The sequence below is a fragment of the Comamonas denitrificans genome (assembly GCF_042654745.1).
Taxonomy (GTDB): domain Bacteria; phylum Pseudomonadota; class Gammaproteobacteria; order Burkholderiales; family Burkholderiaceae_C; genus Comamonas; species Comamonas denitrificans.
Genome location: NZ_JBHSEY010000048.1, coordinates 226,745 through 239,131, shown reverse-complemented (window position 1 = coordinate 239,131; position 12,387 = coordinate 226,745). Strand labels below are relative to the sequence as shown.

Annotated in this window: 12 protein-coding genes; 7 read left to right on the top strand and 5 right to left on the bottom strand. The window is 61.5% G+C overall.

Annotation, left to right across the window (positions count from 1 at the left end; all coding sequences use genetic code 11):
• The first annotated feature begins 1 nt into the window (after position 1).
• The 7 genes from narH to ACFO24_RS10850 all read left to right on the top strand — a co-directional run bounded on the left by narH (position 2) and on the right by ACFO24_RS10850 (position 8,022).
• Positions 2-1,525 carry a nitrate reductase subunit beta gene (narH, locus tag ACFO24_RS10880; RefSeq protein WP_207575635.1) on the top strand — a complete coding sequence of 508 codons (1,524 nt, stop codon included), beginning with the start codon at positions 2-4 and terminating at the stop codon, positions 1,523-1,525.
• Positions 1,526-1,541: 16 nt separating this feature from the next.
• Positions 1,542-2,234 carry a nitrate reductase molybdenum cofactor assembly chaperone gene (narJ, locus tag ACFO24_RS10875; protein ID WP_207575636.1) on the top strand — a complete coding sequence of 231 codons (693 nt, stop codon included), beginning with the start codon at positions 1,542-1,544 and terminating at the stop codon, positions 2,232-2,234.
• Positions 2,231-2,950 (top strand): respiratory nitrate reductase subunit gamma, encoded by a 720-nt coding sequence (gene narI / locus ACFO24_RS10870; RefSeq protein ID WP_377738353.1) that lies wholly within the window; start codon positions 2,231-2,233, stop codon positions 2,948-2,950. Before narJ ends, narI begins: the two co-directional genes overlap by 4 nt.
• A 404-nt stretch (positions 2,951-3,354) precedes the next feature.
• The gene (locus tag ACFO24_RS10865; protein ID WP_207575638.1) at positions 3,355-4,137 is read left to right on the top strand and encodes a peptidylprolyl isomerase; all 783 of its coding nucleotides are present in this window, start codon (positions 3,355-3,357) and stop codon (positions 4,135-4,137) included.
• Between the two features lie 24 nt (positions 4,138-4,161).
• On the top strand, positions 4,162-4,848 hold the full coding sequence (locus ACFO24_RS10860) for a carbonic anhydrase (RefSeq protein WP_377738352.1): 687 nt from the start codon (positions 4,162-4,164) through the stop codon (positions 4,846-4,848).
• Positions 4,849-4,862: 14 nt separating this feature from the next.
• A complete protein-coding gene (locus tag ACFO24_RS10855; protein ID WP_377738350.1) occupies positions 4,863-5,288 on the top strand; it encodes a ribonucleotide reductase subunit alpha in 426 nt (141 codons plus the stop codon).
• 217 nt (positions 5,289-5,505) lie between these two features.
• A complete protein-coding gene (locus ACFO24_RS10850; RefSeq protein WP_465251391.1) occupies positions 5,506-8,022 on the top strand; it encodes a heavy metal translocating P-type ATPase in 2,517 nt (838 codons plus the stop codon).
• A gap of 573 nt (positions 8,023-8,595) precedes the next feature.
• On the opposite strand, the gene ACFO24_RS10845 is transcribed toward ACFO24_RS10850, so the two are convergent.
• From ACFO24_RS10845 to ACFO24_RS10825, 5 genes are read right to left on the bottom strand one after another with little or no spacing between them, the layout of a single operon-like run.
• Positions 8,596-8,817 carry a DNA gyrase inhibitor YacG gene (locus ACFO24_RS10845; protein ID WP_207575642.1) on the bottom strand — a complete coding sequence of 74 codons (222 nt, stop codon included), beginning with the start codon at positions 8,815-8,817 and terminating at the stop codon, positions 8,596-8,598.
• A gap of 23 nt (positions 8,818-8,840) precedes the next feature.
• Entirely contained in the window at positions 8,841-9,605 is a 765-nt protein-coding gene (gene zapD / locus ACFO24_RS10840) for a cell division protein ZapD (protein WP_207575643.1), read from the bottom strand.
• 58 nt (positions 9,606-9,663) lie between these two features.
• Positions 9,664-10,272, bottom strand: coding sequence for a dephospho-CoA kinase (gene coaE / locus ACFO24_RS10835; protein ID WP_377738349.1), 609 nt, complete (start codon positions 10,270-10,272; stop codon positions 9,664-9,666).
• Complete coding sequence (locus tag ACFO24_RS10830; RefSeq protein ID WP_377738387.1) at positions 10,272-11,120, bottom strand: prepilin peptidase; 849 nt, start codon at positions 11,118-11,120, stop codon at positions 10,272-10,274. Before ACFO24_RS10830 ends, coaE begins: the two co-directional genes overlap by 1 nt.
• Positions 11,121-11,155: 35 nt before the next feature.
• Complete coding sequence (locus ACFO24_RS10825; RefSeq protein WP_207575646.1) at positions 11,156-12,370, bottom strand: type II secretion system F family protein; 1,215 nt, start codon at positions 12,368-12,370, stop codon at positions 11,156-11,158.
• Positions 12,371-12,387 lie beyond the last annotated feature (17 nt).

The following is a 12,387-nucleotide window of genomic DNA, read 5'->3' as shown; positions in this document are numbered from 1 at the left end:
AATGAAAATTCGTGCCCAAATCGGCATGGTGCTGAACCTGGACAAGTGCATTGGCTGCCACACCTGCTCGGTCACCTGCAAAAACGTCTGGACCAGCCGCCCCGGCGTGGAATACGCCTGGTTCAACAACGTTGAGACCAAGCCCGGCATCGGCTACCCCAAGGAGTGGGAGAACCAGGACAAATGGAACGGTGGCTGGAGCCGCCACGCCGATGGCTCCATCACCCCGCGCCAGGGCGGCAAGTGGAAGATGCTGATGAAGATCTTCGCCAACCCCAACCTGCCGCAGATTGACGACTACTACGAGCCCTTCACCTTCGACTACGACCACCTGCAGTCGGCCCCCGAGATGAAGGCCGCCCCCACCGCCCGCCCGCGCAGCCTGATCACCGGCCAGCGCATGGAAAAAATCGAGTGGGGCCCGAACTGGGAGGAAATCCTGGGCGGCGAGTTCGCCAAGCGCAGCATCGACGTGAACTTCGAGCAGGTGCAAAAGGAGATGTACGGCCAGTTCGAAAACACCTTCATGATGTACCTGCCGCGCCTGTGCGAGCACTGCCTGAACCCGGCGTGCGTGGCCTCGTGCCCCAGCGGCTCGATCTACAAGCGCGAGGAAGACGGCATTGTGCTGATCGACCAGGACAAATGCCGGGGCTGGCGCATGTGTGTTTCGGGCTGCCCGTACAAAAAGATTTACTACAACTGGCAAACCGGCAAGGCCGAAAAGTGCATCTTCTGCTACCCGCGCATCGAGGCGGGCCAGCCCACGGTGTGCAGCGAGACCTGCGTGGGCCGCATCCGCTACCTGGGCGTGCTGCTGTACGACGCAGACCGCATCCAGGAAGCGGCCAGCGTGGAGCGCGACCGCGACCTGTACCAGGCGCAGCTGGACATCTTCCTCGACCCCCACGACCCGGCAGTGATTGCCCAGGCCAAGCGCGATGGCATTGCCGACAACTGGATCGAAGCGGCGCAGAAAAGCCCGGTGTACAAGATGGCCGTGGATTGGAAAATCGCCCTGCCGCTGCACCCCGAATACCGCACCCTGCCCATGGTGTGGTACGTGCCGCCGCTGTCGCCCATCACCTCGGCGGCCAATGCCGGCCACCTGGGCGTGAATGGTGAGATTCCAGACGTAGGCCAGCTGCGCATTCCCGTGCAGTACCTGGCCAACTTGCTCACCGCCGGCGACACCGCCCCGGTCATTCGGGCGCTGGAGCGCATGCTGGCCATGCGCTCTTACCAACGCAGCGTCCACGTGGACAAGGTGCAAAACCTGGCCGTGCTCAAACAAGTGGGCCTGACCGCGCACGACGTGCAGGACATGTACCAGGTGATGGCCATTGCCAACTACGAAGACCGCTTCGTCATCCCCAGCACGCACCGCGAGTACGCCGAAAACGCCTTCGACATCCGGGGCGGCTGCGGCTTCTCGTTTGGCAACGGCTGCTCGGACGGCTCCACCCCGGTCAGCATCTTTGGCAGCAAGAAAAAGCGCACCGTGCCCATCAAGGCCACGGTGTAAGAAAGGAGCGGTAACCATGTTGAAAACCACCTCCACCCCGGCCAGCCTGCGCATCACCTTGCGCGTGCTGGCCCGGCTGCTGGACTACCCCGATGCCCAGCTGCGCCCGCAAGTGGGTGAGCTGCTGCAGGCCCTGGCCGAAGAGAACGTGCTGGGCAAAGACCGCCTGGCCGAGCTGCACGCCCTGGGCCGCCAGCTGGCGCAGCACGATATGTACGCCCTGCAAGAGCGCTATGTGGAAACCTTTGACCGGGGGCGGCAGACCTCGCTGCACCTGTTTGAGCACATCCACGGCGATTCGCGCGAGCGCGGCCCGGCGCTGCTGGATTTGGCACAAACCTACGAGAAAGCCGGTTTGCTGTTCAACGCCCCCGAGCTGCCCGACCACCTGGGCGTGGTGCTGGAGTTCGCCTCCACCCAGCCCGCCGCGCTGGCACGCGAGTTTCTGGGCGAGATGACGCACATCCTGAACGCCCTGTTCACCGCCTTGCTGCAGCGCCAAAGCCCGTACGCCAGCGTGATTGCCGCCATCCTGGAGGCAGCGGGCGAAAAAGCCCAGGCCGTGCCCCTGGCCCCCGAGCCGGACATGGACGAGGCCTGGGCCGAACCCGAGCCCTTTGACGGCTGCACCAACCAAGGGCAAAACCGCCCCAGCCCGCAAACGGTGCGCAAAACACGTTCTCAATCTTCCCAAGGAGTTGCGCCATGACCGCCTGGCTTGATCACTTTTTGTTCGGCCTGTACCCCTACATCTGTCTGGCCGTGTTCTTTATTGGCAGTTGGATTCGCTTTGACCGCGACCAGTACACCTGGAAAAGCGACTCTTCGCAGTTGCTGCGCCGGGGCAGCTTGCGCTGGGGCAGCAACCTGTTTCACATTGGCGTGCTGTTTTTGTTCTTCGGCCACAGCGTGGGCATGCTCACCCCGCACTTTATGTACGAAGCCTTTATCAGCGCCGGCGACAAGCAGCTGATGGCCATCGTCAGCGGCGGCATTGCCGGGCTGCTGGCCTTCATTGGCGTGAGCCTGTTGCTGCACCGGCGCCTGACCGACGCACGCATCCGCGCTACCAGCAAAACCAGCGACATCCTGCTGCTGTGGCTGCTGTGGGTGCAACTGGCGCTGGGGCTGGCGACGCTGCCGCTGTCGGCCCAGCACCTGGATGGCTCGGTCATGATGCAGCTGGCCGGCTGGGCGCAAGCCATCGTCACCTTCCAAAGCAACGCTGTGGGGCTGCTCGATGGCGTGAGTTGGGTGTTCAAACTGCACATGGCGCTGGGCATGACGGTGTTTTTGATCTTCCCTTTCACCCGCCTGGTGCATGTGTGGAGCGGCTTTGGCACCCTGGCCTACATCGCCCGGCCGTACCAACTGGTGCGGGCGCGGCGCATGAATGTGCCTGCGGGCCAGAACCAACCCCGCTAAGGAGAGAAGCCGTGCACACCGGAACCGTTTCTGAAGCTGCGCAGCAAGCGAAGAAACTTTCCGCTCCAGCGCATCCGTCCGGGCACAGCGGCCAGCACAGGCAAGCCGCCTCCCGTCTGACTCACCGCAGTTGTCTGAGCGCAGCGCCGCAGGCGCGAAGCGAGTTCTGCGGTGCCCAAGCTGCGCCAGCACGCTTTCTTTGCCTCCTTTCTTGCGCGTGCAAGAAAGGAGGTCGCCCGCCGGGGCGAGACCCGGCCAGCGGAACCAACAACCCGCAAGACCGCATTGTTCGTAAATACTCTTAAAGAGAAGCTGTTACCGCACGCAAATAAACATTTTTGAAAACAAAACCATCAAAAACCTTGTATTTAAAAGCGCAAAAAGCTATCAATAAAGGATTCGCTATGCCACAAGCCATCGCTACAGCCGAAGCGGCCCACATCAACGGCATCCCCCTGCACGCCCCTGGCGAACACCTGCCCCCCGAGCTGCTGCGCCAACGCGCCTGCACCGAGCTGCTGCGCCAGCAGGCCCTGCAGCAAGGCTTGCTGGCCCAGGACGACCCGGCCCCGCACGACGGTGCCACCAGCGCCGCCGCCACGGCCGCCATCGAGCAGTTGCTGGAGCAGGCTTTGAGCGTGCCCGAGCCATCGGAAGAAGCCTGCCGCCGCTACCACGCTGCCCACCCCACCATTGGCGCGCGGGGCGAACGCGCCCACCTGCGCCACATTTTGTTTGCCGTCACACCGGGGGTAAACGTAAACCTGTTGCGCCAGCGGGCCGAGGCCTTGCTGCTGGAGCTGCGCTGCGCCGACGAGGGCGGCCCCGCCTTTGCCGAGGCGGCCAAAAAATGGTCCAACTGCCCCAGCGGGGCCGAAGGCGGTGACCTGGGCTGGCTCACCCGCGAGGATTGCGCCCCGGAATTTGCCCGCGATGTATTCGAGGGCCAAGAAATCGGCGTTCTGGCCCGCCTGGTCCACAGCCGCTTTGGCCTGCACGTGGTGCAGGTCTGCGCCCGGCAAAAACCCGAAGCCAAGCCCTTTGAGCAGGTGCATGCCGCCGTGGCCCAGCAACTGCGCCACCAAGCCTGGCTGAACGCCCTGCGCCAGTACCTGCAGCTGTTGGCGGGCGAGGCCGAGGTGGTCGGCATCGACCTGGACGCGGCCAGCACCCCGCTGGTGCAATAAGCCGCAAGCGCAAGCAAAAAGCGTATGCCTGATGACGAGCTGCTGGAGCGCCTCCAGCACTTTCACCACAACGCCTTCCCCCAGTACCGGGCGCAGTTCCAGGCGCTGGTGCAGGATGGCCAACACCCGACGACGCTGTTCATTGGCTGCTCCGATTCACGCCTGCTGCCCTACCTGCTCACGGGCGCGGGGCCGGGCGAGCTGTTTTTGGTGCGCAACGTGGGCGCGTTTGTGCCGCCCTACGACGGCTCGCACGGCCACCATGGCACCACGGCGGCCATTGAATACGCCACTCTCACGCTGAACGTGCAGCGCATTGTGGTTTGCGGGCACAGCCACTGCGGGGCCGTGCAGGCGCTCTACCAGGGCGTGCCGGACGAGGCCATCAACCTGCGCCGCTGGCTTGACCTGGGCCGGGCGGCGGTGTTGCCCCAGCCCTGTTGTGCGCAGGTGCTGCGCCGCACCGAGCAGCGGGCCGTCGTGCTGCAACTGGAGCGCCTGCTCGATTACCCTATGGTGCGCCAGCGCGTGCAGCAGGGCCAGCTCACCCTGCACGGTTGGCACTATGTGATTGAAGAGGGGCAGGTGTATGTTTTTGATGTGGCCAGCGGTGGCTTTATCGCTGCCTCACAAGCGGCGCACAGCGGCACCATGCCCTGCCCGTCCTACCCCCCTTATGTTGAACACGATGGCCAGGTGCTGGCCGTCTAGGAGCACTGCACGCTATGCACACGATTGAACACTTTGACGACCTGCTGCGCATCGCCCGCGCCCAGCCTGAGCCGCAGCGCCTGCTGCTGGTTTTTGCCAGCGCCGGCCTGCCCGACCAGCCCAGCCCGCGCCAGCAGGCGCAGTTCGCCCAGGCCCAGGGCGGCACGCTGGAGCCGCTGCTGTGCGTGGACAAAAAACCGGCAGAAATCGCCTCGTTTGCCGCCCTGTTGGAAGAGTCGCACACCCTGGAGGCCCCCTTGCCCCAGCCCTGGTCGCTGGTCTTTGTCGCCGCCCTGGGCGGGGTGCTCCATGAAGAGCCCAGCGATGCCCAGGTCGATGCGCAACTGCACCGCATGGTCGAATCCATTCGCGGCGGCATGGTCAATGCCTACCTGCCCTTCAACCGCCAGGGCCAGCCGGTGCAACTGCAACCGGGCTAGTGAGGGAGGCTCTGCACGAATCCTCGCGCCGCCTGCGCTGTGGCCTCGGGCGGTCTGCTGCGTTGTAAATCCTCGCGATAGCTTCGGCTATCGCTGTGGTTTACGCCTTGCAGCCCATCCCGATCCACAACGCAAGCTTGGCTGCGAGATTCGCGCAGAGCCGCCGCCTCCCTCCACCGTTTGACCTTGCCACCATGGCAAGCCTTACAGTCCCGGCATGACTGAAGGAACCACTGCCATGCATGCTGCTGCCAGCACCCCGGCCCGCCACTTTCCCGCCGTCACCCTGCCGGTGCAGGGCATGACCTGCGCCTCGTGCGTGGGCCGGGTCGAGCGGGCCTTGAAAAAACTGCCCGGCGTGGCCAGCGTGCAGGTCAATCTGGCCACCGAAAGCGCCACCCTGCACTTTGACGGGCCGCCCGACGTGGCCGCGGCCATCGCCACCATTGAAAAATCCGGCTACGCCGTGCCGCAGGCCAGCGTTGAGCTGCAGGTGCAGGGCATGACCTGCGCCTCGTGCGTAGGCCGGGTCGAGCGCACGCTGCGCCGCGTGCCCGGCGTGCAGGATGTGGCGGTGAACCTGGCCACCGAACGCGCCCGCATCCAGCTGCTGGCGGGCACGCCGGTGCAGGCGCTGATTGCTGCCGTACACAAGGCCGGTTACGAAGCGGCCCCTGTCGTGCAAGAGGCCAGCGCCCAGGCCCACGATGCCCAGGCGCAGCGCCAGGCCGCCGAGCGCCAGCGCTTGCAACGCAGCCTGGGGTGGGCCTTGGTGCTGGCCTTGCCTGTCTTTATTCTGGAAATGGGCGGGCATGTTTTCCCGCCGCTGCATGGGTGGATCGAGGCCACCATCGGCATGCGCACCAGCTGGCTGCTGCAATGTGTGCTGACCAGCGCCGTGCTGCTGGGGCCGGGGCGGCAGTTCTACGCCCTGGGCGTGCCTGCCCTGCTGCGCGGTGCGCCGGACATGAATTCCCTGGTGGCGCTGGGCACGGCGGCGGCGTTTGCCTATTCGGTGGTCGCCACCTTCGCCCCCGGCGTGCTGCCCACGGGCACGGTGCATGTGTACTTCGAGGCAGCAGCCGTCATCGTCGCGCTGATCTTGCTGGGTCGTTTTTTAGAGGCGCGGGCCAAGGGCCAGACTTCCGATGCCATCCGCCGCCTGGTGCAATTGCAGGCCAAGACCGCCCGCGTGCAGCGCGGCGCTGGCGCATGGCAAGAGGTGGACATCGTGCAGGTCATGGCCGGCGACCGCGTGCAGGTGCGCCCCGGCGAGCGCATTCCCGTCGATGGCGTGGTGCTGGAGGGCGAGAGCTTTGTCGATGAATCCATGGTCAGCGGCGAACCCGTGCCTGTGGCCAAGCAGGCCGGGGCCGAGCTGGTCGGCGGCACGGTGAACCAAAACGGCGCGTTGGTTTTTGAGGCCACCAAGGTCGGCGGTGATACGCTGCTGGCGCAAATCATCCGCATGGTGGAGCAGGCGCAAGGGGCCAAGCTGCCCATCCAGGCGCTGGTCGATAAGGTCACCATGTGGTTTGTCCCGGCGGTGATGGCGGCGGCGCTGCTCACCTTCCTGGCCTGGTGGCTGTGGGGGCCGCAGCCCGCACTGAATTTTGCGGTGGTGAATGCCGTGGCCGTGCTCATCATCGCCTGCCCCTGTGCCATGGGGCTGGCCACGCCGACCTCGATCATGGTCGGCACCGGCCGCGCGGCGCAGCTGGGCGTGCTGTTGCGCAAGGGCGAGGCGCTGCAGCAGCTCAAAGCCACCCGCGTCGTGGCCGTCGATAAAACCGGCACCCTGACCCTGGGGCGACCCGTGCTGACCGATCTGGCCCTGGCCTCCGGTTTCGACCGCGCCCCGGTGCTGGCGGCCATCGCGGCGGTCGAGGCGCAGTCCGAGCACCCCATTGCCCGCGCCATCGTCCAGGCCGCCGAGGACGAAGGGCTGGCGTTGCCCACGGTGGCCCAGTTCGAAAACCTCTCCGGCATGGGCGTACGCGCCCAGGTGCAAGGACACCACGGCGGCCAGCGCATCGAAATCGGTGCCGATCGCTTTATGCGCCAGCTGGGGCTGGATGTGACCGCGTTTGCTGCTGCCGCCGAGCAACTGGGACAAGAGGGCAAAACCCCGCTCTACGCCGCCATCGATGGCCAGCTGGCCGCCATGCTGGCCGTGGCCGACCCGATGAAGCCCAGCACCCCCGCCGCCATTGCCGCGCTGCACCAACTGGGGCTGAAGGTGGCCATGATCACCGGCGACAACCGCCACACCGCCCAGGCCATTGCCCGCCAGCTGGGCATTGACGAAGTGGTGGCCGAAGTGCTGCCCGGCGGCAAGGTCGAGGCCGTGCAGCGCCTGCAACAAAGCCATGGCACGCTGGTGTTTGTTGGCGACGGCATCAACGATGCCCCGGCGCTGGCCCAGGCTGATGTGGGCATCGCCATTGGCACCGGCACCGATATTGCGGTGGAAGCGGCGGACGTGGTGCTCATGTCCGGCGACCTGGGCGGGGTGCCCAAGGCAATTGCCCTGTCCCAGGCCACCATGGCCAATATCGCGCAAAACCTGTTCTGGGCCTTTGCCTACAACGTGGCGCTGATTCCGCTGGCCGCCGGGGTGCTGTACCCGGTCAATGGCATGCTGCTGTCGCCCATGTTTGCGGCGGGGGCGATGGCCTTGTCCAGTGTGTTTGTGGTGAGCAATGCGCTGCGGTTGCGCAGGTTTCAGCCTTAGATCGTGAACACGTTCCTAGGGTGGATGATAAAAAGAAGCTTTTTGCGCTGGTATTTATTGAAATTTAAGGTGTTTTTATAGTGAATTTGTTTGTTTGATTGCGGATGCAGCTATTTATTTATTTATTTTTCTTTCTGATTTTTGCGGCGGCTGGCCGGGACTCGCCCCGGCGGGCGACTGACTTTCTTGCCCGCGCAAGAAAGTCAGCAAAGAAGGCGTGCTGCGCAGCTTTTGCACCGCAGAACTCGCTACGCGCCGCTTTGCGGCGCTGCGCTCGGACAACTGCGGTGAGTCAGGCGGGAGGCGGCGTGCTGGTTATGGCGGCTGCGCTCTAAGAACGTGTTCATGGTCTCGAATGAAGGTGTGGGGGATGCGGTTCGGGATGGGTTGCGAGGCGCAAACCACAGCAATAGCTTGGCTATTGCGAGGATTTGCAACGACGCAGACCGCCCGAAGCCGCGCCCACACACCCATGAGGAGATCGTGAACACGTTCTAACGGATGCGCTGTGGTTGGGCGTGGCTGCTTCGCTTGCTGCGCAGCTTCAGAAAATTCACAGTCCAAGCGCAAGCATCAAGCGTCCTGACTATCGGGGGCGCTATCCGCCTCGGATTCCCGGCTGGGAACGCGAAACTCTTCGGCCGCCCAGGCTCCCAGGTCGATGCGCTTGCAGCGTTCGCTGCAAAAAGGCCGCCAGCGGTTGCTGGGTGCAAACAGGGCCGGGCCGCCGCAGGTTGGGCAGGCCACTGTGGGCGGTGTCGATGCGGGTGGCTGGGGGGCGGCAGGTGTGGTCATGGGGCCGGGGCAGGAGCGGGTTTTTAGGCGCACAGCGTGAGCTCAAAATCGGCATTGACCGTGCTGGTCTGCCAGTGGTAATGGCCGTTTTGCAATTGCATTTGCTGCAGCCGCACAGAAACGATCAGGCGGTTGCCACTGATTTCAGGGATCAAGCCCAGCGCTGGATCAATGCGCAGCCGCAGCAATTGGTAGGCTTTGGACGAGGGCAGCGATTGCTGAAATTGCCCATTGCTGGCCGCCACCCTTTGCGGGGTTCCTGTGTCCCGCAAGAGGCCCAGAAGCAGAAAAATGGCATCGGCCAGGGGCTTTAAGCATTGGCCCCAGTGGCGCAAATCATTCTGGCGCTGCTCCGCCGGGAAGTGCTGCCAGTGGTGGTAAGCCGGCAGGTCAAAACCGTTGGTGCCACCAGGGATTTCCAGGCGGCTGCGCAGGGCGTTGAGCATTTCGCTGTCGAGCAAGCTTTGGCCGGATTTACCCGTTTGGGCATGCAAGCTGGCATAGCGTTGGTTGAGCTGGTCGATGATTTTGGCCAGCATGTTCTGGGCGATGTCCGGGTTGTCATGCAGGCCATCGAGAATGTTTTTTTGTCGCTCTAAATCTCGCATCACGTCCGATTTGAGGTCGGTGCGCGAGGCAATTTCCACAATCTCAAACATGGTGGCCAACGCAAAATGGTGGTCCAAGGCCGATTCACGGCCCATCAATTCGAGCAAACGGCGAAAAAGCTGCTCCAGGCGCAAGTAAGTGCGCACACGCTCGTTGAAGGGGTATTCGTACAGAATCACGCGGGGACTTTGCGGTGGTTGGGCAGTAGCGGACAGGTTTTCCGGGCAGGGGCGCTAATCATAACGGCAACTTTTGTGAAATTGATAGCACCTGTGCCCGCAATTGCTCCAAAGTGATTCCGTCATTCACGATGATCCAATCGGCCACAGCGCGGCGTGCTTCTCGTGTGGCTTGGCTGGCAATAATGCTGCGCACCGCTGATTCATCGAGCTGGCTGCGCTGCATTACACGGGTAATTTGGGTGGCTTCACTGCAATCGACGACCAAAATGGCATCCACCTGCGCGCGCCAATATGCCGATTCGACCAGCAAAGGAATATCGAGCACCACAACCTTGGCCCCCGCGTGTTCGGCTTGGGCAATTTGTGCTGCCAGGGTCGTTTGCACCAGGGGGTGGAGGATGGCTTCCAGGCGCTGGCGCTCATGGGGGTGCTCAAACACCAAATTGCGCATGGCTGCGCGATTCAGGCTGCCATCCGCAGCCATCATGTGGGGGCCAAAAGCGTCGGCAATTGCTGGCATGGCTGCGCCGCCGCTGGCTGTCAAGTTGCGAGAAACAGCATCGGCATCCACTACCGTGGCCCCATATTCGGCCAAGAGTTGGGCAACGGTGCTTTTGCCGCTGCCAATGCCACCGGTCAGGCCGAGCTTGAAAATACCGGCCATTACAAACCAAGCAAAGCCAAGAATTTTTGCATCATGGTTTGCGCCCCAAAAAATAATACGGCAAAACCGGCGCCAGCCAAAAATGGCCCAAAAGGAATATATCCACCCGGCCGCAAGCGGCTATTGATTTTTAAAGCGATGCCAATGATTGCGCCAATGACCGACGAGGCCAGCAAAATCGGTACCAAGGCCTGCCAGCCAAACCAAGCCCCCAACGCTGCGAGCAACTTAAAGTCGCCGTAACCCATGCCTTCTTTGCCAGTGGCTAATTTAAAAACCCAGTAAATACTCCACAGCGATAAATAACCCGCAGCAGCGCCCCACACCGCATCTAGTAAATTAATTCCCGTCCAGCCCAAAGTGGTTGCCATCAAGCCCGCCCATAGCAGTGGCAAGGTCATGCTGTCGGGCAGCAGCGTGGTATCCCAATCAATCAATGCCAGGGCCAGCAAGACTGCACTAAAGCCGCACCACACCAAGGCGGCGGCAGTCGGCCCCCAATGGGCGGCATTCCAGGCAAACAGCAATGCGGTGGTGATTTCCACCAACGGGTAGCGCACACTAATGCGGTGCTGGCACTGGCTGCAGCGCCCACGCAACACCAGCCAACTGAGCACGGGAATATTTTCAAACCAGCGAATGCCGTGCCCACACTGGGGGCAGCGCGAGTGTGGGTGTGAGAGGGTCAGCGCTGGTGCGGGAGGGGTAAAGTCCTCTTGCCCTGCTTGTGCTGCCATGTGCTCGGCGCACTCGGCATCCCATTGCGCTTCCATGATTTTGGGCAAGCGGTGGATGACAACATTTAAAAAGCTACCAACCAATAAGCCCAAAAAACCGAAAACAATCATCGCACCGGTAGTACCTAATGAGGCTAAGAACTCCATTAAACCACCTGGCCGAGTTTAAAGATGGGCAGGTACATGGAGACAACAATGCCGCCAATAATAGTTCCCAAGAAAACGATAATAATCGGCTCCATCAGGCTGGATAAGCCTGCGACCATTTCATCTACTTCGGCTTCATAAAAATCAGCAGCTTTGCCTAGCATGTGGTCAATAGCGCCGGATTCCTCCCCAATGGCGCACATTTGCAGCACCATACTCGGGAATACGTTGGCATCGGTCATGGCGACAGCCAAACTGGTGCCGATAGAGACGGATTTTTGAATTTTATCAGTGGCCTCTTTGTAAATAATATTGCCAGAGGCACCGCCGACAGAATCCAAGGCTTCGACCAAAGGAACGCCGGCCGCAAACATGGTGGACAGGGTGCGTGTCCAGCGGGCAATACACGATTTATCAATCAGTGCCCCAAAGACGGGTAGCTTGAGCAAGGCACGATCCATAAAAACTTGGACTTTGGGGCTGCGCTTCCACGCTTGTAGAAAAAAGTAAATGCCGCCGCCCAAAATACCAAAAATCAACCACCAGTAAGTAGTAAAAAATTCACTCATCCCAATCACGAACATGGTCGGAGCAGGAAGGTCAGCGCCAAAAGAGCTAAATACCTCTTTAAAAGCTGGAATCACGAAAAGCATAATCAAAGTCACAACCACAAAGGCTACGATAATCACCGAGATTGGGTACATCAAGGCGGATTTGATTTTGCTTTTAATTGCTTCGGTTTTTTCCATGTACGTCGCTAAGCGATCAAGCAGTGATTCTAAAATACCTGCAGATTCACCGGCTTCAACCAGATTGCAGTACAGATCGTCAAAGTACATGGGATGGCGACGAAAGGCAATACTGAGGGAAGTCCCTGTTTCTACGTCTTGCCGAATTTCGTTGAGTAACCTGGTCACGCTGGGGTTGGGGTTGCCTCGGCCAACAATGTCAAACGACTGGAGTAAGGGGACCCCGGCCTTCATCATGGTGGCCATTTGACGGGTAAACAGTGCAATATCTTTGGGTTTGATTTTTTTACCCGAAGACATTTTGCGTTTTTTTATTTTTGTAACCAAAATACCTTGGCGGCGCAAAGTATTTTGTGCCGTTGCCTCGCCTGCAGCACGCAATTCACCCTGGACAATGCGGCCTTGTCGATCCTTGCCCACCCACTCAAAAACCGATTCTTTAACTTTTATCGTTCCAGTAGCCATGCGTACCTCTGGTTAAG